Here is a 21415-nt window from a genome sequence, read left to right as displayed (position 1 = left end):
CCCAGACCCAGCAGCGGGGGAGCGCGGGCCAGGATGCCGTCCGCCCGAGCATGCCGGCGACCAGGAACAGAAGCGGCCGCTCCCATCGGCGCACAGGGTGTCATTGTCGCGCAGCAGCCGCGCGGACAGCACGATCCCACGCAGCACCACCAGAGCGAAAGGTGCCGTCTCCAGACCCGCGTCGACGTGGATCCAGGTCGGGAGGAACAGCACGAAGGCGCCGATCGCGACCGCGGCACCGGGCCTCGTCCGTGGCTCCGTGACGAGGATCCACCCGATCAGGGCGGCGCAGATCGCCGAGGTCACCTTCGAGACCAGCGGAAGCGGGACCCCAAGCCAGACCCACGGACGTGCCCGAGCATCCAGAGGAAGTTCGTGTAGCCCTCCACAGAGTCCTGGCCGGGGTTCCGCGTCGGCTCGAACCCGTGCGCCAGGTTCGTCGAGTACCGATAGGTGATGTAGGCGTCGTCGACGGTCAACGACCAGCAGGCCCACAGCCCGGCTCCGAGGACCACCAGGGCCAGGACGAGCGCCGGACACCGGCGACGGAGCCGCCCGGGACGCGCATCCGTGGCGGGCCCCGCATCAGCGGCGGTGCACGCAGCATGCCGACACTGTTCCCCGAACGGGTGGTCGCCGGGAGCCCGGCGGCGGGGTCACACGGCTACCCCACGAGGTGGCGGCTCAACGCCCGAAGGTCCGACGAACGGCCCGTCCGCAACGCCACCGGCATGAGGCTCGCCGCGTTGAGCCGGGAGGTCAGATGCCGCCGGGCCGCGCGGCTCGCCCGGTGCCAGCCCCGCTCGTCCATCTTGCGTGCCGTCGATGCGAAGAACGCCCGTTCCTCGGCGAATCGGGTGCCGTCGAGGGCCCTCACCGCGGAGTCGCTGCCGGTGTGCCTGCGGTACCGGAAGCAGGGCCGGTCGTCGAGCACCATCGACCAGCCCGCGCCGACCACGTCCAGGATCATCGCCAGGTCCTGGACCACGTCCAGGCCCCTTCGGAACCCGTGTTCCGGCAGCGCCGACCTCCGCCAGCACAGGGACGGGAAGTAGGTCCAGTTGGCCCGGAGCAGGCTCGTGGCGAGCTCCTCGCCGCGGAGCTCCGTGCGACCCCGGTGGCGAGGCCGGTAGTGCGCCTTGATCCGGTCCGCCAGCGGGACGACGTCATGTCCGTGCTCATCGATGACGGTGACGCCTGGCTGGACGATCCCCGCGTCCGGCACAGCGGCGATCGCCTCCTTCACAACGTCGAGGTAGTCCGGCGCCATGACGTCGTCGGCCCCCATGACGGTGAACCAGTCGTGGGTGACGTGGGAGAGGCACCGCTGGTAGTTCGCGTTGGCCCCCCGGTTCGTCTCGTTGCGGAGGACCCGAATGCGGGGGTCGCCGATGCCGGAGATCCAGGAGCAAGCCGAGGGATCGGGGTAGGCGTCGTCCATCACCAGCAGCTCCCAGGCCGGGTCGTGCTGGGCACGGACGCTCTCCACCGCGAGTCGCAACAGCCGGGCGTCCCCGTAGAAGGGCAGCAGGATGTTCAGTGTCATCGGTCCCCGTCTCTTCGCCGATCTTGGCGATACCCTGTCCAAGTTCAACGAGGTCTATCGCATCTCGGTGCGGCGAACTGACGAGAAGGTGCGGCGCGCCCGGGTGAACGGCGGTGTCGCTCCGGAACGATGAGTTCTGCGGGCCCGGCCGGTCGTACCGGACATGAGCACACCCACGCAGCGCCCCACCACCCTGAACAACATCGGCGTCGTCATGTTCACCGTCGCCGACCAGGACACCGCCCTGGACTTCTACACCCGCGTGCTCGGGTTCGAGGTCCGCGGCGACACCCGGTTCGGCGAGAACGGCGAGCACCGCTGGCTGGAGGTCGCGCCGCCCGGCTCGACCGCGCGGCTCGCGCTCAACCCGCCGATGTTCGACGAGCCCGGCGGCAGCGCGATCGGCGTCGAGACCTCCGACCTGGCCGCCGAGCACGCCCGGCTGACCGAGGTCGGCGTCGCCGACCTGGAGCCGCTGCCCACCGAGGGCACCCCCGGCGTCCCGCGGCTGTTCATGCTGCGCGACCCGGACGGCAACGTGATCACCGTCGTCGAGGCCTGAGGCGTCAGGGCACCGGGGGAACCCCGGCCCGGACCAGCACCGCGTAGGGGCCGACGTCGCGGCGCTGCCAGGCCGGGTCGTCGAACAGCTGCGGGGCGAACACCGCGGGCTCGGCGCCCTGGCGCGGGTCGGGGAACCGGTCCTGCGACAGCGGCAGCCGCAGGGTCCCGTCCGCGGCCCGGTCCAGGACGAACACCGACGGTGCCCGCTCCGGGGCCCGGTCCAGCGCGTCGAGCAGCCGGCCCGGGTCGGCCGCGGCCGCCCAGCGGCGGGCCTCGTCGGTGCGGGCCGGGTAGTCCGCTAGCGGGTTCGCGTACTGCGGCTGCGACGCCTGGAACGCGAAGTACGGCACGTAGCTGAGCAGGGTCGCGTTCGCGCTCGCGACGACGACCTCCCGCGGCGGGCGGCCGGTCAGGCCGTCGATCGTCGTGTGCAGGTCCCCGAGCCAGGCGTTCGCGTCCGCCGGGTCCCGCGAGCCGTCGGGCCGCGTCCCGTCGGGCCGCGTCCCGTCGGGCCGGTAGTCCTGGGCCGTCCCGGTCCACCCGTAGTCCTGCGGGACGGACTGCACCTGCCCGACGACGACCGCCGCGGCCAGCGCCGTCGCCACGGCCGCGCAGGTCCCGGCACGGACGCCCCGGTCGCGCAGGACGCCGGTCAGTGAGGCGACCGCCCAGACCGCACCACAGGCCAGTGCCGCGGTGAGGATCGGCTGGATGCGGAACGCCAGCAGCGTGCTGCCGAATGCCAGCGCCGCCGTCGACAGCAGGTACCAGGCGTAGCCGCAGGCCACGGTGATCCCGAGGCCGCGGGCGACCGGCGAGGAGCGGAACCGCGCCACGATCCAGACCGTGCCCAGCAGGCACAGCGCCCCGACCGGGGTCGCCTCCAGCATCGGGAGCGGCCAGCGCGACCCCGCCTCGGCGAGGAAGTGCTGGCCCGCGCTGTAGGTGGGCTGCCCGGCCGAGGCCAGCAGGTACGGCAGCCAGTGCACCAGGGCCGGCGGCAGCGCCGCGGCGACGACCACGACGATCGTCACCGCGAGCGTCGCGGGCCGCGTCGTCCGCGTCACCAGGCCGTCGACGGCCAGCACCGTGAGCACGAACCCGGCGAACACCAGGATCTGGGTGTGGGTGACCGCGGCCAGCCCGAGGACGAGACCGGTGAGCAGCGCCGTCCGGACCCACGAGCCCCCGTCCCGGCGCACCAGCCGCAGCCCGAGCACGGCCAGCGGCGGGACGAGCGCCGCGGTCAGCCACGAGTACGGCGAGTACGCGGCCAGCGTCACGAAGCCGGCGAGGGTGGTCGCCACGGCTGCCCCGACCGCCCGCGGGCGGGACGTCACCAGTGCCCACAGGGCGTAGGTCAGGACGGCGGTGACCGCCAGCGTCGCGATCGAGAACGGCTTGTGGAACGCCCAGGCGTCGACACCCAGCAGCGCCGCGGCCCGCCCGCCGAGCCAGAACCACGCGGCCGGGTAGTACGGCGGCATGTCGGCGTAGGCGAAGTCCGCGAGGCGCGCCGAGTCCGCGAACCGGGTCAGGAACGCGACCCGGAACTGCTGGTCCCCGCCGACCCCGAACAGGTAGTGCGGGGTGTTCGCCAGGAACAGCGTGAGCGGCAGCGCGGGCAGGGCCGCCAGCCCCACCCACGACAGCGGCGCGGCGACGAGCGGCGACCGGCTCCACGCGGCGGCGGCCAGCACCGCGGCGACGAGCGCACCACCGGTCGCGGTGAGGGCCAGCCCGACGTTCGACCCGGCCGGGACCGTGATCCGGTCTGCGAGCAGCAGCCCCGCGGCGACGACCCCGACGGCGACGACCGGGCCGACGACCAGGTCGGCCGCGGCGAGGAGCCGTCGCGCCACGGTCAGGGCTGCTTCTTCACAGCGACGACGAGGAACGCCTTCGAGATCGCCCACAACGCCGGGAAGCGGCGCAGCGCCGAGACGCCCAGCGAGTACAGCCGCGACCCGCCGCCCTCGGCCAGGCTGACGTCGCCGGGCACGGTGAAGCGGGCGTCGAGGTCGGGGCGGCGCGCGAGGAGCCGGCGCATCCGCAGGTAGCTCGGGGCGTAGCTGGCGTCGGTGTAGTCGCTGCCGCGCCCGGACCAGCGCAGGTAGCGGGTCGCGAGCGGCAGCGGCAGCCACGCCAGGAACGGCAGCGCGTAGTGCGCCTCGATCGGCCACCACCGGTTCGGCACCAGGATGTAGGCGACTCCGCCGGGCCGCAGGCAGGACGCGATCCGTTCCAGCGCGTCGGGCTGGTCGTCGAGGTGCTCCAGGACGTTGTCGAGCACGGCGACGTCGAAGGAACCGGCGTCGTCGCCGTGGCCGAACTCGCCGATGCCCTGGACACGGAACGTGAAGTTGTCGGCCCCGCCCTCGGCGGCCAGCCGGGTCGCCTCGGCGGCCAGCGCGCCGTTCGGCTCGATGCCGACGACCTCCCGGCACAGCCCCGCGAGCTCCAGTGCGGTGTAGCCGTAGCCGCAGCCGAGATCGACCACCCGTGCGTCACGGAACGGCAGGTCGAGGAAGGGTTCGGTGGTGATCGCGATCTGTCGGGCGAACCCGGTGGCGAGCGTCCGCCGCTCCACCATGCGCAGGGAGCGTTCGTACTCGGGGAGGTCGGTCACGTGGTCTCCGTCGAGGGCGTCGGGGGGTCACCCACCGTACGGGGACGAGGGCGCACCGTCCGGACCGGGCGGGGCGAACGCCTGCGCCCCGGGGGTCACCGGCGCGCCCGGGGCGCAGGCGGTGAGCCGCCACAGCTCCTGGCCCCCGCCCGTCGCGACGAGCTCGAACCCGGGCACCGGGGCGATGTCGTGCAGCCCCGGGTACCAGCGGGCGCCCCCGTGGTTCGGCCAGAACGTGATCGGCCCCGTCAGGAGCCAGTCGACGCCGAGGTCGGCGGCCGCCGTGCAGATCGTCGGGTCGGTCCCGACGTCGCGGAACCGGGTGGCCAGCAGGATCTGCTCCGGGGTCCAGTTCCCGATCAGGTGCGGGAACAGCACCCGGCGCCCGGTGAGCGGGAACAGCAGGGAGTTGCCGGTGAACGGGTCCGCGGCCACGACGTCGTCGGGGCCGACGATCCGCCCGACCTCGTCGAGGAACTCGCGCTGCCCCGGTTCGAGGATGGCGTCCGACGGCCGCTGGTACGGCCCGGCCAGGACGTCGGCGTGTGTCGCCACCGACATCCCGCCGGTCGTGGCGACGACCACCGCGAGCAGCACCGCCGCGAGCGCGGGCGCGACCACCCGCCGACGGGCCAGGGCCGCGGTGGGCTGGATCCGCAGCAGCACGTGGCGCACGACCGACGCGACGGCGCACAGCCCGACCACGGCCAGCACGGCCCCGGTGACGGGCACCATCGCCGCCAGCCGGTAGGAGTCGTTGTACCAGGCACCGGTGAGGGCGGCGGAGGTCGTGCCGTCGTCGGCCGCGGCCAGCACGTACAGCGCGCCGGAGGCGACGTGCGCGGGCACCAGCCACGACGTTGCGACGTGCCGCAGCGCGGCCACCGCGCCGATCACGACCAGCACCGACAGCACGACGAGGTCGGGACGGCCGTTGGAGGAGTTGAACAGCACCTGACCGATCGCCGTCGGCACGTCGGTGAACGCGGGCCAGTCGAAGCTGCGGACCCCGGCGGTCAGCGGTGAGGCCGTCATGAACCACAGGACGGCGGCGACGATCCCGGCGACGCCGACCACGGCCACCACCGGCTGCCAGAACCGGCGGGTGAGCAGCCGGCGCCGGGCCAGCACGCCGATGCCCCACAGCACCGGGAACAGGCCGAGCACCGCGAGGCTGAACAGCGCGTTCGGGTGGGCGAGACCGAGCGCGGGCAGGGTCAGGACCAGGGTGGTCGCCGCGCCGGCCGCGCCGATGACGCTGCGCTCGGCCACCCCGACGACGGCCAGCAGCAATGTCAGGTACCCGGGCAGCAGTGCCACCCCGAGCAGGTTCGGCCACAGCACCCCGAACGACATGAGCGCCCACGGCAGGGCGGTGAACCCGGTGGCCAGCACCGGCGCGACCAGGGCGGCACCGGGCGACGGGCCCATGACCTGGCGGCTCAGCGCCGCCACGGACAGCGGGAACACCACCCCCGCCACGACCCAGGCCGTCAGGTTGGTGGCGACCGGGACCCCGCTGCCGGACAGCATCGCGACCAGCGACACGAGGTCGTGCCAGCCCGCCGGGTACAGCGCCACCGCCGACGACGGGTTCGTCAGCGAGCCCAGCGTCAGCGACGACGCGTCGCCGGACTGCAGGATGTGGGCGACGGCGTTGTAGTGGAAGACGCCGTCGTAGGTCGAGGACAGGGCGTCCACCGGGCCGAACCCCAGCACCACCGTCCACCACGCCAGCCCGGCGGCGACGACGACACCGGCCGCGGCGGCCATCCCGGCCCGGCGGCCGTCGGTGCCCGCGCGCTGGGCGGAGGTCCGCCACACCTGGGGCATCGCGGTCGTCATCGGTTCGGGGCGCTTCGCGAACCGGCCCTTCGGGGCGCGGAGGCGGGCCAGCGAGGCCCGGATCCGCCGGCCCGGGGTCCACGACCGCAGCGCCGTCCGCCAGCCCCGGTGCAGCGCGCTGCCGGCCGGGCGGCGGGCGACGAAGGCCCGGAACAGCCCGCCGAGCAGCGCGAGCACGACCGCGGCGCCCAGCGGCACCCACGGCCCCCAGCGCACCCCCACGAGCGGCGCGAGCACGGCCGAGGACGAGACGACCGCGGTCGACACCAGCGGGGACAGGCCCCAGGCGGTGATCCCGCGGACCCCGCACGCCCGCAGCACGAGGAGACCGGGCCCGACCACCCAGAACACCGCGACGAGTGCGGTGGGCAGCGCGGACAGCCAGGTGGGTCCGGCCATCGAGGTCGCGGCTCCTCTCCCGGCGCCGAACCCGGAGCCGTCGACGACCCACCGGACCCGATTCACCGGCGCTGGCCGGTCTCGGAGACTACCGGCGGTCCTACGGCCCCGCCGGTCCCGTGCCCGACCGGGTGATCAGGAGCCGACGACCCGGCCCGCGTCGCAGGCGGTGATACGCCACAACGCGTTGTCGCCGTCGCGGGCCAGCAGCTCGAACCCGTCGGCGTCGGCGAGGTCGTCGAGGCCCGGCCACTGCGCGGCCAGCGGGTCGGGCTGCCAGAACGTGGGCGGCGCCGTGATCACGTAGCCGGTGCCGGTCTCGGCGACGGCCGCGCAGACCGCCGGGTCGTTCGAGGCGTCCCGCAGCCGCTCGGCGATGATCCGCTGGTCCGGTGACCACACCCCGGTCAGGTGCGGGAACAGCACCTGCCGGTCGGTGAGCGGCCACAGCATCGCGGTGCCGGCCCACGGGTTCTGCGCCACCACCGCGTCCGACGGCAGCAGGTCGCCCGCCTCGCGCAGGAACCGGGCCTGCTCCGGACCGACCAGCACCTCCTCCGGGGTCTGGTAGATCGCGGCGAGCGAGTCGATGTGCGAGCGCTGGTAGAGCCCGCCCGAGGTGACGACGACGGCGATCACCCCGATCGCGACGAGCACCGCGGCCCGGGGCCGGGGCAGCCCGGCGACGGCGGGCGCGGCCCGGGTGAGGCGGTCGCGGACCAGGCAGGCGAGGGTGCGGGCCAGGGAGCACAGCGCCACCAGGCCGAGCGCGGCCAGCGGGGCCGCGGTCACCGGGACGAGCGCGGCGATCCGGGGCGAGTCGTTGTACCAGACCCCGGTCCACACCGAGGACCACGTGGTGGCGCCGACGACGTAGAGCGTGCAGACGAGCAGGTGCGCCGGGACCAGCCAGGACGTGCGGGCCCGGCGCAGCGCCCATACCGCCCCGGCCACCGTGAGGACCGCGATCGACCACGCCGGGGCGTTGTCCTCGGGGTTGTGCAGCACCGCGTTCCACACGGCGTCGGTGACCGAGACCTCCGGCTCCCAGTAGTAGCCGCGGATGCCGTCGAGGGCGGGGGAGACGAACATGAACCAGGCGACGCCGCCGAGCGCGGCGAGCACGACCGGTACCGCGACGACCGCGCGCACCGTGGGCCACACGCCGCCGCGCAGCCCACGGCGCACCGCGCCCGCGAGGCCCCACAGGATCGGCGGTACCGCGACGACCACGGCGCCGAACAGCGCGTTCGGGTGCGCGAACCCCAGCGCGACGACGGCGGCCCCCGCCGGGAACCAGCGCGCCACCCGTCCCGGGGGGTACGGGCCCGGCCGGGCGGGCGACACCGGGTCCGGCCCGAGACCCGGCCGCGCGGCGAGCGCTGTCGCGGCCAGCGCGGCAGGCACCAGCGAGACGCCCAGCAGGTTCGGCCACAGCGCGCCGTAGGTGACCAGCGTCCACGGGAACGCGACGAACCCGAGCGCGAGCACCGGCGCGGCCAGCGCGGCACCGGCCGAGCGCCCGACCAGGGTGCGGACCAGGAAGAGCACCGACAGCGGCCACACCAGCAGCGTGGTGACCAGCGCGACCACGTTCGACGCGACGACGATCCCGCCCGGCCCGGTGGCCAGCGGCGCCACCAGCGAGACGACGTCGTGCCAGGCCGCGGGGTAGAAACCGGGGGAGTTGACCAGGCCGCCGACGGTGAGCGACGACGCGTCGTGCGTCCCGAGGATCCGGGCGACGGCGTTGTAGTGGAAGTTCGCGTCGAAGGTCTGGGACAGCGCGTCGGGACGGTCCATCCCGCGCAGCACGGCCCGCAGGCCCAGCACCGCGGCGATCGTCAGCCCACCGAGCGCGGCGAGCCCGGTCCAGCGCCGGTCGGGTCCGCCGCGGAGCAGTGTCCGGACCGACTCCCCGGCGGCGGCCCGCACCACGGTGGGCCGCGGCAGCAGCGGGCGGCGCAGCACCAGCCGTCGCACACCCACCACGAGCAGTGCGAACGCGGCCGCCGCGGTGACCGGTGTGGCCCCGCTCCAGGGCACGCCGAGCATGCTCGCGCCGACGGCGGACCCGGCGATCACGCCGACCGACAGCATCGGGGCGGCGCCCCAGGCGGCGATCCCGCGCAGGCCGGCGGCGAGGCCGACGACCAGCCCCGGGAGCGTGACCCAGGCAGCGGCCAGCAGCACGAGGGGGACGGCGGACAGCCAGCTCACGCCATTTTCTCCTCGGGCCACGACGGTGCCGGATACGTCCGCTTCTCCGACCTGCCTGCGAGGGTACCGAAGCCGCCGGGTGCCCCGGATCACGCCTGCCCTACCCTCGATGGCCGTGAGCGTCGACAGTGCCGACCTGAACGGTTACGACCTGAGCAGCTACGACCTGATCGTCGTCGGGTCCGGGTTCTTCGGACTCACCGTGGCCGAGCGCGTCGCCGACGGCCTCGGGAAGCGCGTCCTGGTCCTGGAGCGCCGGAACCACATCGGCGGCAACGCCTACTCCGAGGCCGAGCCGGAGACCGGGATCGAGATCCACCGGTACGGCGCGCACCTGTTCCACACCTCGAACGAGCGCGTGTGGGCCTATGTCAACCGGTTCACGAGCTTCACGAACTACCAGCACCGCGTGTTCGCCCGGGTCGGCGAGCAGGTCTACGCGTTCCCGATGAACCTCGCGCTGATCAACCAGTTCTTCGGGAAGGCCCACACCCCCGACGAGGCGCGCTCGCTGATCGCCGAGCAGTCCGCGGAGGTCGAGACCGGGCAGGCCGCGAACCTCGAGGAGAAGGCGATCTCGCTGGTCGGGCGCCCGCTCTACGAGGCCTTCGTCAAGGGCTACACCGCCAAGCAGTGGCAGACCGACCCCACCGAGCTGGACGCCTCGATCATCACCCGGCTCCCGGTCCGCTACACCTACGACAACCGCTACTTCAACGACACCCACGAGGGCCTGCCGACCGACGGCTACACCGCCTGGCTGGAGCGGATGGCGGACCACGGGAACATCGACGTCGTGCTCGACACCGACTACTTCGCGGTGCGCGAGCAGCTGCCCTCCGACGTGCCGGTCGTCTACACCGGACCGCTGGACCGGTACTTCGACCACGCCGAGGGCGAGCTGGGCTGGCGCACCCTGGACTTCGAGATGTCGGTCGAGCCGACCGGCGACTTCCAGGGCACCTCGGTGATCAACTACAACGACGCCGAGGTCCCCTTCACCCGGATCCTCGAGTTCCGCCACATGCACCCCGAGCGGGACTACCCGAAGGACAGGACGGTCATCGTGCGGGAGTACTCGCGCTTCGCCGAGTCCGGGGACGAGCCGTACTACCCGATCAACACCCCCGACGACCGGGCGAAGCTGGACCGCTACCGCGAGCTGGCCCGCAAGGAGACCGCGAACCGGGGCGTGCTGTTCGGCGGGCGGCTGGGGACCTACAAGTACCTCGACATGCACATGGCCATCGGGTCGGCGCTGACGATGTACGAGAACCGCCTCGTCCCGCACCTCACCGAGGGGCGCCCGCTGTCGGGCACCGAGGCCGAGGACTGATCACGGGGCGGAACGCCCCGGCGTCCACCCCAGCTCCGCCGACACCGCGGCCGCGGCGGCCGCCGTCGCCCGACCCGTCTCGTCGAACCGGCCGTCCAGCCGGGCGGTCGGCCCCGAGACGTTGAGCGCCGCGACGACCCGGCCGCGGAAGTCGCGCACCGGTGCGGAGACCCCGGCCACGCCGGGCTCGAACTCCTCGTGGGACACCGCCCAGCCGCGTTCGGCGGCCTCCTGGATCGCCTGCCACAGCTGCGGGACCGTCCGGACCCGGGAGTGCGGGTAGTCCGGCACCAGGTCCTCGACCGCGCCGAAGCGCACGAACAGCTCGTCGGGGGTCGCGTCGGAGAGCAGCACCCGGCCCGCCGACGTGCACGGCAGCGGCGCGCGCCTGCCCTCCCAGCCGGTCGTGCGGAACGAGTGCCCGGACACCGTCCGCGCGGTCAGCAGCGCGTCGTCGCGGAGCACGCACAGGTGCACGGTCTCCTCGGTCTCGGCGGCCAGCCGGTGCAGCACCGGCTCGGCGACGGCCGTCAGCCGGCCGCCCGTGCCCCGCGCGGCGAGCGAGAACAGCCGCCACCCCAGGCGGTAGACGAGCGTGTCCTCGTCGCGCTCGACGAGCCCGGCGTCGGCGAGGGCCCGCAGCGCGCGCGAGACCTGGCTCTTCTCCCGCCCGGTCAGCCGTGCGACCGCGGCGACGCCCAACCCGTCGGTGCGCACGGCCTCGTCCGAGGCGAGCGCCTCCAGCAGCGCGACGTCGCGGCCGAGCCCGTAGCCGTTGTGCACACCGGCGACGCTAGTCCCGGTTGCCCTCAGCGCAACGATGATCTCGATTCCCGGTGGCCCCTGGCCGCGGCCGTGCCGACTTCCTACATTCGGGGACCAACCGGCTCGGGGTGCACCGCCCCCGATCGCACCCCGAGCCGGAACCAGCTCCCGACACCACCCCGGACCCGATGAAGATCACCGACATCACGCTGGACCGGGTGCGCCTCCCGCTCGACCCGCCGCTGCGCGCCGCCTGGGACCCCGAGCCCCGCACCGTGTTCGACGCGACGATCGTGCGCGTCCACACCGACGACGGCGTCGTCGGCATCGGCTCCGGCGACACCATGGACGGCTTCGACGCCTACCGGCACCTGTTCGTCGGCACCGACCCGCTCGCGATCGCCCGGCACGTCCGCGCGATCGAGACCTGCGCGCTGCACGGCGGCCACTACTGGCCGCTGGAGGCGGCGTTGTGGGACCTCGCGGGCAAGGTCGCCGGCCTGCCCGTCGCGACCCTGTTCGGCGGTACCTACGACGCCGTGCCCGCCTACGCGTCGTTCTGCGTGCTGCGCCCGCCCGCGGAGCGCGCCGAGGTGGCGCACCGGGTCGCGGAGGAGGGCTTCCGTGCGGTCAAGATCCGGATCGACCGGGACCGGGTCGAGGAGGGGATCGGCGCCGTCGCGGCCGTCCGGGAGGCGCTCGGCGAGGACTTCGCGATCATGGTGGATCTCAACCAGGCGTGGCGGATGGCCGGCGACGTCGCCCCCGCCACCGACCTCGCCGCGACACGGCGCCTCGTCCGGCGACTCGCCGACCTGGGGGTCTTCTGGGTCGAGGAGCCGCTGCCCTACGCTGACGCCGACGGCATGCGCACCCTGCGTGCCGACAACCCCGGGTTGCGGATCGCCGCGGGGGAGATGCAGCGCTCGTTCGGTGAGCTGCTGCGCCTGCTCGACGACGACGTCCTCGACGTCCACCAGCCCGACGTCGTCCTCGCGGCCGGGATGAGCCGGGTCCGCACCCTCGCCGAGCTCGCCCTGTTGCGCCACCGCGCGTTCACCCCGCACAGCTGGACGAACGGCATCGGCGTGCTCGCGAACCTGCACGTCTGTGCCGGCGTCGGCGGCGGCCCGTTCTTCGAGTTCCCCTACGACCCGCCGGACTGGACCCCGGCGCGTCGCGACTTCCCGCTGGCCGAACCCCTGACCGTCGGCGACGACGGCATGCTGGCGGTCCCGAGCGCCCCCGGCCTCGGGTTCACCCTCGACGAGGAGGCGATCGCACGGTGGCGGGTCCGGTGAACGGGTTCACGGTCGAGGCGACCTGCGCCCTGGAGTTCGGTCCCGGCGCGGTCGCCCGGGTCCCCGCGCTGGTCGACGGCCTCGGTCGGGCGGCGGCGTTCGTCGTCACCGACGCCGGGCTGCGCGCCACCGGCATCGTCGACCGGGTCGTCGGCGACCTCACCGCGGCCGGGCTGTGGACCGAGGTGTTCGACGGGATCGGCCCCAACCCGTCGACGACGGCCGTCGAGCACGGCGCGACGGCGCTGCGCGCGTTCGGCTCCTGCGTGGTCGTCGCGATCGGCGGCGGCTCGGTGCTCGACGCGGCCAAGGGCATCGCGCTGCTCGCCACCCACCACGGCGCCCGCGCGACCGACGACCTGTGGTCCTCCCCCGTCGCGGGGCTGCCGCTGATCGCGGTCCCCACCACCGCCGGGACCGGCGCGGAGACCAACGGGTTCGGCGTCGTCGAGGACACCTGCGCCAAGCGGAAGGTCTACCTGGGCCACGCCTCGGTCCGGCCGCGCGTCGCCGTCCTCGACCCGGAGCTGACCGTCGGCCTGCCGCCCGCGGCGACGGCCGCCACCGGCTTCGACGCGCTCGTCCACGGCGTCGAGTCGCTCGCCTCCCGCGGCGCGAACCCGGTCTCCGAGGCCGCCGCCGCCCAGGCCGTCGCGCTGGTGGGCCGGTGGCTGCCGGTCGCCGTCGACGACGGCACCGACCTGGAGGCCCGCGCGCAGCTGCTGCTGGGCGCGCACCTGGCGGGCCAGGCGCTGACCGTGTCCGGGCTGGGCCTGGTCCACGGCATCGCGCACGCGGTCACCGCGCACACGGGCACCCCGCACGGTGTCGCGCTCGCGTCGGTCAACGAGCAGGTCATGCACTGGAGCGCCGACGCGGCGGCGGAGGCGTACGCCCGCGCCGGGGCCGCGCTGGGGACCGCCGACGCCGTCGCCGGGATCGCCGCGCTCGTCGAGGGCATCCGCGTCCGGCGCCCGCTGCACGAGCTCGGCGTGGACCGGGGGCTGCTGCCGGTGCTGGCGGCCGCCGCCGTGGCCGACCCGGTGACGGCCAACGCGCCGCGCACTCCCACCGAGGACGACGTGCGGGAGATCCTCGACGCGGCCTGGTAGGGCGCAGAGCCGGGGCGGGAACCGGACGATCCACACCGCTTCCCCGCCGCGCCCGCCCGCCTCCCGGCTCCCGCACCGCCCGCGGCTACGCTCGCGCACGACTCCACCCGGACCCGGGCGGACCGGCAGCGCCGCCGCCCGGGACCCCCGCGCCCCCGCGACGACAGAGGCAGCTCCTGCGATGACCACGACGGACCAGCGAGGTCAGGTGTCCCCCACCACTCCGGCGACGACCAGCGGCGAGACGCTGCTGCAGCGGGTGGTCCTGCCCCGGCCCGCCGACCCGACCGCCGTCCGCGCGCTCTACCTCGACGAGTGCCCCGGCACCACGCTCGCCCCGGTCGAGCCGCTGGCCGACGAGGACGCGCGTCCGCTCTCGCTGACCGTGTCGACCATCGGCGGCCGCCGCACCCGGATCCTCGACCGCACCAGCGCCACCGTCCCCGCGGCCACCGAGGTCTCCTTCGGCTCCTACTTCAACGCCTTCGCCGCCGGCTACTGGCGGGCCTGGTCCACGCTCACCAGCATCGAGCTGCGCCTGGACCTGGAGGGCTCGGGCCGCGTCGACGTCTACCGCACCAAGGCCGACGGGTCGCAGATCGTCGTCGCCGGTGAGGTGGTCTCCGGGCGCCGCCGGGTCACCCTGGAACTGGACCTGCGGCCCTTCGAGGACGGCGGCTGGTACTGGTTCGACCTGTCCACCGACGACGCCGACCTGACCCTGCACGGCGGCGGCTGGCACGCCCCGCACGACGCGCCGGGCCGCGCGGCCGTCGTCGTCGGGATGCCGACGTTCAACCGGCCCGCCGACTGCGTCGCCACGCTCACCGCGCTCGGCTCCGACCCGCAGGTCCTCGAGGCGATCACCGCGGTGATCCTCCCCGACCAGGGCACCCGCAAGGTCCGCGACGAGGCCGGCTACGAGCAGGCCGCGGCCGCGCTCGGCGACCGGCTGCGGATCATCGACCAGCCCAACCTGGGCGGCTCCGGCGGCTACGCCCGGATCATGTACGAGGTCCTGCACGGTACCGGCCCGCACGCGGGCGGGATCGACTGCGAGCAGATCCTCTACATGGACGACGACATCCTGCTCGAGCCCGAGTCGGTGCTCCGCGCGATCGCGTTCAGCCGGTTCTCCCGCGAGCCGATGCTCGTCGGCGGCCAGATGCTGTCGCTGCAGGCGCGTTCGCAGCTGTCCACCATGGGCGAGGTCGTCGACCGCAACCAGTTCCTGTGGCGCCCCGCCCCGGACACCGAGGCCCACCACGACCTCGCCGCCCGCACCCTGCGCCAGACCCGCTGGCTGCACCGCCGCGTGGACGTCGACTACAACGCCTGGTGGATGTGCCTGATCCCGCGCCGGGCCGCGGAGCAGCTCGGGCTGCCGCTGCCGCTGTTCATCAAGTGGGACGACGCCGAGTACGGCCTGCGCGCCCGCGCCGCCGGGTTCCGCACCGCGACCGTCCCGGGCGTCGCGATCTGGCACATGTCCTTCATCGAGAAGGACGACTCCTCGGACTGGCAGGCCTACTTCCACTACCGCAACCGGCTCGTCGCCGCGGCCCTGCACGGCCCGGACGACCCGCGCGCGATGCTGAAGGAGACCTTCAAGCGGACCCTGCGCCACCTGATGCTCATGGAGTACTCGGCGGTCGCGCTGCAGATCAAGGGCTTCACCGACTTCCTGGCGGGCCCCGAGGCACTGTTCCCGAAGCTGCCCGTGGTGCTCGACGAGATCCGGGCCCTGCGGGCGCAGTACGACGACGGCCGCCCGCTCGACTCGGCGACCGAGGTGCCGCTCGCCGACCTCGACGCGCTGGGCGCCCAGCTGTTCCCGAAGCCCCCGGTGGGCCGGGCGAAGGCCGCGGTCGGGCTCGCCCGCGGGGTGCTGCGCAACCTGCGCACCCCGGACCCGGCGCTGCGCGAGCGGCCGCAGCGCAACGTGCCGTGGAAGAACGCCCAGTGGTTCGTGCTGGCCGGCCTGGACTCCGCGACGGTGTCCACCCCGGACGGCCGCGGGGTGACCTTCCGCCGTCGTGACCCGGCGATGTTCAAGGAGATGGTCGCGGAGTCGTTCCGGCTGCACCGCGCCGTCGCGGCGGACTGGGACGGCCTGCGCGCCCGCTACCGGGCGGCGGCGCCCGTGCTGACCGGCAAGGACGGTTGGAAGCAGATCTTCGAGTGAGCCCCGCCCGCCGGGGGCCGCTGCTGCTCCTGCTCGGCGTCGTCACCTGCCTGCTCGGCCTGGCCGCCGCGCTCGCCCCCGTCGACGCCGAGGACCCGGTCGTCACCTGGCCCCGGGCGGGACAGGCACCGGCGAGCACGGTGCTGCCGCTCTCGCCGTACCGGCCGCTGGAGTTCTCCGCGACCGTCCCGTGCGCCGCGGCGGCCGCCCTGGGCGAGGGCGACGTGCTGCGGACGATGCCCGCCGCCGAGGAGAACCCGGTGACCGCGCCGGGCTTCGTCGCGAGCGTGGCCGGCGGGACGCTCACGCTGCGCACCGGCGACCGGGTGCTCGCCACCGCGGCCGCGGGGTCGGGCTGCGTGTTCGAGGTGACCTCCGCGGACGGGGGCACCGTCGTCGCCCGCGACGGCGCGATCCTCGCCGAGCGCCTCGACGTCGCACCGCCGCAGGTCGCCGAGTTCGCCACCGACGTCACGGGGCCCGCCGCGGCCGGGCTCGCGGTCACCCTGCACACCGACGCGCGCTACGCGTCGTCGCCGTCGCCGCTGAAGGTCGCGCTGCTCGTCGCGCACCTGCTCGCGCTGGCCGCCACCCTCGCCGTCGCCGTGCGGACCTGGACCGGCACCCGCCGGGTGTTCGACGCGCCCGTCCGCCCCGGTCCGGCCGACCTCGTGGTGCTGGTCGTGAGCTGTGCCTGGGCGGTGCTCGGGCCGCTCAACATCGACGACTCCTGGTACGCGCTGATGGCCCGCCAGGGCGCGCGGACGGGGACGATCGGCAACGCGATCTACCAGCTCGACGTCACCGAGGCGCCGTTCGCGACCAGCCAGTACCTGCTGCAGTGGTGGGGGAGCCTCGTCGGCTGGGGCCTCGGGCCGCTGCGCGTGGTGCCGGTCGTGCTGGGTCTGCTGACCTGGGTGCTGCTGCGCTACACCCTCGCCGCGCTCGCGGGCCGGGCCGGCGTCCGGCCCGGGGTGGTCGCCGCGCTCGCCGTCGCGCACCTGGCCTGGTTCCTGCCCTACGGCATCGCGCTGCGCCCCGAGCCCGCCGGGACCGCGGCCGCCGCCGGGGCGCTGCTGCTCGTCGCCGCCGCCCGCCGCACCGGGGCGGTCGGGCTGCTCGCGCCGGCCGTCGTCGTCGCGGTGGTGGGGGTGACGACCGCGCCGACCGCGCTGGTCGCCGCGATGCCGCTGCTGCTCGCCCTGCCGCTGGTGTGGTGGCACCTCGCGCACGCGCCGTGGGCCACCCGGCTCGCGACGGCCGCCGTCGCGTTCGCCGCCGCGAGCGTGGTCGTGCCGCTCGGACTGGCCGACCAGACCCTCGCCGACGTGCGCGAGTCCGTCGCCGTGCACCGCTGGTACTACTTCCAGTACCAGTGGTACTCGGAGTACGTCCACTACGCCAACCTCCTCGGCCCCGACGACCAGGGCACCTGGGGACGACGTCTGCCGGTCCTGCTGACCGTCGCCGTCGTCGCGCTGGGCGCGGTGCGGCTCGCGACGCGCCGCGGCACCGGCGGCCCGCTGGGCTCGGCGCTCGGGTTCGCGCTCGCCGCCACCGCCCTCGGCCTCGTCGCCGTCGCCGTCAGCCCGACGAAGTGGGTCAACCACTTCGGCGCCGTCGCCGCCCCCGCGACGCTGCTGCTCGGCATCGCGCTCGCCCGCGGTCCGCTGCCGCGGCGCGCCCCGGCCCGGCTCGTCGCGGTGGGGACGGCCGTGCTCGGCGTCGTCGCCGCGGTGATCTACGCCGGCCCGAACCTGTGGCGACCGTTCTCCGACTGGGGGCAGCCGTTCGGGAACCACTCGGTCGTCGACGCGCCGATCCACCAGCAGGTCCTCGCACCGCACCTCGGACCGCTGTACCTGCGCAGCCCGCTGCTGTGGCTGCTCGTGGTCGCCGCCGCGCTGTGGTGGGCCCGGCGGCGGGGGAGCACGCCCCGGCCGGACCGGGCGGTGCTGCGCGTCGCCACGGCGGGCGGCGTCGCGCTGATGCTCGCGGTGTTCGTCGTCGCCCCGGTACACCAGGCCCCCGGCGCGTCGGTGGCCTCGATGAACCTCGCCATGCTGACCGGCGACGGCTGCGGGCTGGCCGACGCGCTGACCGTCACCGTCCCCGGTGACGCGACGCCCGCGCTCCCGAGTGACCCGCCCCGTCTCACCGGGGTGATGCGGGACGGCCCGCCGCCCGACCGCCCGTCGATCCCCGGCCCCGTCTGGCACACCGAGGACGCCGGCACCGGCACCCTCGACGCCGGCTGGTTCCCCGTCCCGGCCGGGACCACCCGGCTGATCCTGCCCCTCACCGGGGACCTGCGCGGCGACCAGGCCGTGCGGGTCGAGTCCGGCGCCGGCACGGCCACGGTCGACCTGCCGGGGACGAAGGTCGCCGACTGGCGGGACGTGGCGGTGACCCTGCCCGGCCCCGCCGACCGGGTCCGGGTCGTCGTGGACGACCGGATCGACGGGCCGGACACCTGGCTCGCCGTCGGCGCCCCGCGGCCCGCCCGCGACCTGCCCGCCCGCACGGTGCTCGGCGACGCCCCGGTGTTCGCCGACCAGGCCTCGGCGGTGCTGTGGCCCTGCCAGGACCAGATCGCGGTGCGCCACGGCATCGCGCAGGCCCCCCAGTGGCGGCTGCGCACCGGCGACGACCTGGAGGGCGCGACCGAGGCCACCGCGTTCTTCCCGGCGAACGGCGGGACCCTCGCCGGGATCGGTCGCACCGCGACCTTCGACGAGCTGCCCTCGCGGCTCGATCCGCCCGGCGGGCGCGCGATGTTCGCGCCCGCGCACGTCGAGCGGGTGCGCTACGAGCACCCGACCGACGGCTACGACCTCACCGTCGGGACGCAGCGACGGTGGGGCTGGGAGCGGCTGCCGACCCTGGCCGACAAGGACTACACCGGACGGGACTTCCTGGGCTGACCCGGGGGGGCTCCGGGCGACCCCGGAGCCGCTCGGCCGCCGGATCCGGTGTGCTCACCCGATGTTCTCGACGACGACCTGGCGGCGGACGACCGTCTGGCTGCACGTGCTCACCTCGGTCGGCTGGGCTGCCCTGGCCGCCTCGCTCGCCGTCCTGCAGGTCCTGGGCGGCGACCCGGCCGCCCGCCCGGCGGCGCTGCTCGGGGCCCACCACCTCGACGCCGTGCTGCTCGCCCCGCTCGCCGTCGGCTCCGCGCTGACCGGGACGGTGCTCGCCGCCGCGACGCCCTACGGCTTCTTCCTCCACCGCTGGGTCGCGACGAAGTTCGGGATCACCCTGGCCCAGCTCTACCTGGGGATCGGGGTGATCTCGACGCGGCTCGACGCGGCCCACGCCGACCCGACCGGGTCGCCGCCGCCCGAGCTGCTCCCGCTGACGCTGCTCATGGTCGCCGCGATCGCGTTCCAGGCGTGGCTGTCGGTCGCGAAGCCGTGGGGCCGGACCCGCTGGTCGGCGGACAGGCCCCGGCCGGTGACCGGTCCACGGTGGATGTTCGCGGCGGCGAGCGCGGCCGTCGTCGTCGACCTGGTGGCCGGGTTCCTGCTCGGGCACCCGGCCCCGGTCGCCTCGGTCGTGGTGCTGATCGCGGTGCTCCTCGGACGCCCGCGCGGACAGATCAGACCGCGTCGTAGAGCCGCGCCCACGTCTCCCGCGACGTGAGCCGCGGTTCCGCGGCCTTCCACTCCCGGGCGACCTGCGGCCCCTCGTTCCACAGCCGGCGCACCGTGTGCACCCCGCGGGTGGTGAGCTCGCGCAGCCGCTCCTGGTCGCGGGTCCGGATGCGGACGCCGTTCTCGGCCATGTCGGTGACGATCGCGCGCTCGAACAGCGACACGTGCCACCAGTGCGCCTCACCGGCCGGGACCATCCCGGAACGGAACGGCACCCGCCCGGTGGCCTGCAGCAGGGCGCGCTTCACCCAGGTCCGCACGATCTTCGACGGCTTGCCCCCGGCGAGGTGCACCACGGACTCGCGCACGTCGAGCCCGGCCTCCGCCAGCGGCACGGCCGTCGTCTCGGGGTAGGCGGCGCGGATCCGGCGGATCTCCGCCGCCGCGGAGGCGGAGCCGTCGTCGAGCACCGACGGGCCGCGCAGGAAGTCCTCGACCGCCGTCAGCAGCGTCGCGGCCAGCCCGTACTGCATCGCGACCAGGTACTGGGCCAGCAGCTCGACGACCGTCGCGGACACCGTGCGCCGGTCGAAGCCGGTCCGCAGGGCGGCGGTGATCAGGCCGTTGCGCTGGTTGAAGTAGCGGTGCCACTCGTCCCAGTCCTTCCAGCCGAAGTCGGCGTGCCACACGCCGGCCCCGGGCAGCGACACCGTGGCGAAGCCGCGCTCGCGGGCGCGGTAGCCGAACTCGACGTCGTCCCACTGGAAGAACAGCGGCAGCGGGTAGCCGATGGCCCGCACGATCGGTGCGGGGATCAGGCAGGACCACCAGCCGTTGTACTCGGTGTCGACCCGCTGCTCCTGCACGATCGGCAGCAGCCGCTCGTCGCGGCCGAGGAGGAAGCCCTCCTCCAGGGCACCGGGCACGGGCTTGCCGACGCGGAGCCTCTCGGGCTCGGCGTACTCGGCGGTGATGTGGACGTGGCCCGGGTGCAGCAGGTTCAGCATCTGCCCACCGACGATCGTCGGCGCGGTGGTGCAGGCGGCGAACCCGGTCAGCCGGACGACGATCTCCGGGTCGAGCAGCACGTCGTCGTCCATGAGCAGGACGTCGTGGTCGTCGGCCGGGTCGCCCGCGGTCGCCTCGTACAGGCCGCGGGTGAAGCCGCCCGCGCCGCCCAGGTTCGGCTGGCGCTGGTAGGCGAGCCGGTCGCCGAACGCGGCCGCCAGCGTCGCGAACCGGTCGCGCGACTCCAGCGGGTCGCTGCCCTGGTCGACCACGCGGACGCATCCGACGCGGGCCAGTGCGGCCGGGTCGTCGAGCAGCGCCTGCAGCGTGTTCAGGCAGTCCTCGACGCGGTTGTAGGTGCAGATCGTGATCGAGGTGGGCCGCGGCGGGCGGGGCACCGCGACGGTCCACTCGACGTCGGACACGGTCAGCGTGCCGGTGTCGGTCGCGAACTCCAGCCAGAGCCCGCCGCCGTCGACGAAGCGGTCGATCGCCCCGGTCAGCTCGACCGTGGTGCTCCCGGTGGCGTCGACCCCGGTGGTGGCGACGGCACGGGCGACCTTGTTCGTGTCCGAGGCCATCAGCCACACCCGGCCGCGGCCCGTGGCGCGCAGCGTCACCCGGACCTCGGGCACCGCGGTCCAGCGCTGCCAGTAGGTGGCGTGCAACCGCCCCCAGTAGGTGTTGGTGGTGACGTGGGTGGCCGGGACCAGCTCGATCAGGTCCCGTTCACGGCGGGCGGCGCCGCGCAGGACCTCGGCGTAGAGGTCCTCGGGCACCAGGTGCGTCGGCCCGGTGAAGGGGCCACGCTGCACGACCAGCCGTCCGGGGCGGGTCCCGCCGGCGGGGTCGTCGGCCGGGGCGGGCTCGCCCCCGCGGAGGGGCCGGGCGGTGTCCAGCATGGCTCTC

The 21415-nt window shown here is 74.8% G+C and carries 16 protein-coding genes; 8 read left to right on the top strand and 8 right to left on the bottom strand.

Annotation, left to right across the window (positions count from 1 at the left end):
* Window positions 1-302: 302 nt before the first annotated feature.
* Complete coding sequence (locus tag AC0GKK_RS14935) at window positions 303-515, bottom strand: hypothetical protein (RefSeq protein WP_489881892.1); 213 nt, start codon at window positions 513-515, stop codon at window positions 303-305.
* 149 nt (window positions 516-664) lie between these two features.
* Complete coding sequence (locus tag AC0GKK_RS14930) at window positions 665-1546, bottom strand: glycosyltransferase family 2 protein (RefSeq protein WP_489881891.1); 882 nt, start codon at window positions 1544-1546, stop codon at window positions 665-667.
* On the opposite strand from AC0GKK_RS14930, the gene AC0GKK_RS14925 reads away from it, so the two are divergent.
* Together AC0GKK_RS14925 and AC0GKK_RS14920 are read left to right on the top strand one after the other, a co-directional pair.
* Window positions 1533-1679, top strand: coding sequence for a hypothetical protein (locus tag AC0GKK_RS14925; RefSeq protein ID WP_489881890.1), 147 nt, complete (start codon window positions 1533-1535; stop codon window positions 1677-1679). The genes AC0GKK_RS14930 and AC0GKK_RS14925 overlap by 14 nt on opposite strands.
* A 30-nt stretch (window positions 1680-1709) precedes the next feature.
* Window positions 1710-2108, top strand: a complete 399-nt coding sequence (locus AC0GKK_RS14920; protein ID WP_489881889.1) for a VOC family protein — start codon at window positions 1710-1712, stop codon at window positions 2106-2108.
* Between the two features lie 4 nt (window positions 2109-2112).
* Here the strand turns inward: AC0GKK_RS14920 and AC0GKK_RS14915 are convergent, their stop codons facing one another.
* The 4 genes from AC0GKK_RS14915 to AC0GKK_RS14900 form a co-directional block, all read right to left on the bottom strand.
* Window positions 2113-3972, bottom strand: a complete 1860-nt coding sequence (locus tag AC0GKK_RS14915; protein WP_489881888.1) for an arabinofuranosyltransferase — start codon at window positions 3970-3972, stop codon at window positions 2113-2115.
* Between the two features lie 2 nt (window positions 3973-3974).
* Window positions 3975-4739 carry a class I SAM-dependent methyltransferase gene (locus AC0GKK_RS14910; protein WP_073573795.1) on the bottom strand — a complete coding sequence of 255 codons (765 nt, stop codon included), beginning with the start codon at window positions 4737-4739 and terminating at the stop codon, window positions 3975-3977.
* 27 nt (window positions 4740-4766) lie between these two features.
* A complete protein-coding gene (locus AC0GKK_RS14905) occupies window positions 4767-6983 on the bottom strand; it encodes a DUF6541 family protein (protein WP_489881887.1) in 2217 nt (738 codons plus the stop codon).
* Window positions 6984-7118: 135 nt separating this feature from the next.
* Entirely contained in the window at window positions 7119-9203 is a 2085-nt protein-coding gene (locus AC0GKK_RS14900; protein ID WP_489881886.1) for a DUF6541 family protein, read from the bottom strand.
* Window positions 9204-9312: 109 nt separating this feature from the next.
* Between AC0GKK_RS14900 and glf the strand changes: the two genes are divergently transcribed.
* A complete protein-coding gene (glf, locus tag AC0GKK_RS14895) occupies window positions 9313-10539 on the top strand; it encodes a UDP-galactopyranose mutase (protein ID WP_489881885.1) in 1227 nt (408 codons plus the stop codon).
* Here the strand turns inward: glf and AC0GKK_RS14890 are convergent, their stop codons facing one another.
* The gene (locus AC0GKK_RS14890; protein WP_253067714.1) at window positions 10540-11322 is read right to left on the bottom strand and encodes an IclR family transcriptional regulator; all 783 of its coding nucleotides are present in this window, start codon (window positions 11320-11322) and stop codon (window positions 10540-10542) included.
* A gap of 170 nt (window positions 11323-11492) precedes the next feature.
* On the opposite strand from AC0GKK_RS14890, the gene AC0GKK_RS14885 reads away from it, so the two are divergent.
* From AC0GKK_RS14885 to AC0GKK_RS14865, 5 genes are all read left to right on the top strand, one after another.
* On the top strand, window positions 11493-12605 hold the full coding sequence (locus AC0GKK_RS14885; RefSeq protein ID WP_476653312.1) for a mandelate racemase/muconate lactonizing enzyme family protein: 1113 nt from the start codon (window positions 11493-11495) through the stop codon (window positions 12603-12605).
* Entirely contained in the window at window positions 12602-13717 is a 1116-nt protein-coding gene (locus AC0GKK_RS14880; protein ID WP_489881884.1) for an iron-containing alcohol dehydrogenase family protein, read from the top strand. The genes AC0GKK_RS14885 and AC0GKK_RS14880 overlap by 4 nt, the downstream gene beginning before the upstream one ends.
* 181 nt (window positions 13718-13898) lie before the next feature.
* Window positions 13899-15902: a glycosyltransferase gene (locus tag AC0GKK_RS14875; protein WP_489881883.1), complete on the top strand. Its 2004-nt coding sequence runs from the start codon at window positions 13899-13901 to the stop codon at window positions 15900-15902.
* A complete protein-coding gene (locus AC0GKK_RS14870; RefSeq protein WP_489881882.1) occupies window positions 15899-18826 on the top strand; it encodes an arabinosyltransferase domain-containing protein in 2928 nt (975 codons plus the stop codon). Before AC0GKK_RS14875 ends, AC0GKK_RS14870 begins: the two co-directional genes overlap by 4 nt.
* Before the next feature lie 61 nt (window positions 18827-18887).
* Entirely contained in the window at window positions 18888-19547 is a 660-nt protein-coding gene (locus tag AC0GKK_RS14865) for a hypothetical protein (protein ID WP_489881881.1), read from the top strand.
* Here AC0GKK_RS14865 and AC0GKK_RS14860 read toward each other — a convergent pair.
* Window positions 19504-21408 (bottom strand): glycosyltransferase, encoded by a 1905-nt coding sequence (locus tag AC0GKK_RS14860; RefSeq protein WP_489881880.1) that lies wholly within the window; start codon window positions 21406-21408, stop codon window positions 19504-19506. The genes AC0GKK_RS14865 and AC0GKK_RS14860 overlap by 44 nt on opposite strands.
* Between the last annotated feature and the right edge of the window lie 7 nt (window positions 21409-21415).

This window comes from Pseudonocardia sp. P-1 (genome assembly GCF_058111925.1).
Note: the sequence above shows the minus strand (reverse complement) of the source record. Positions and strands in the feature narration are given on the sequence as shown.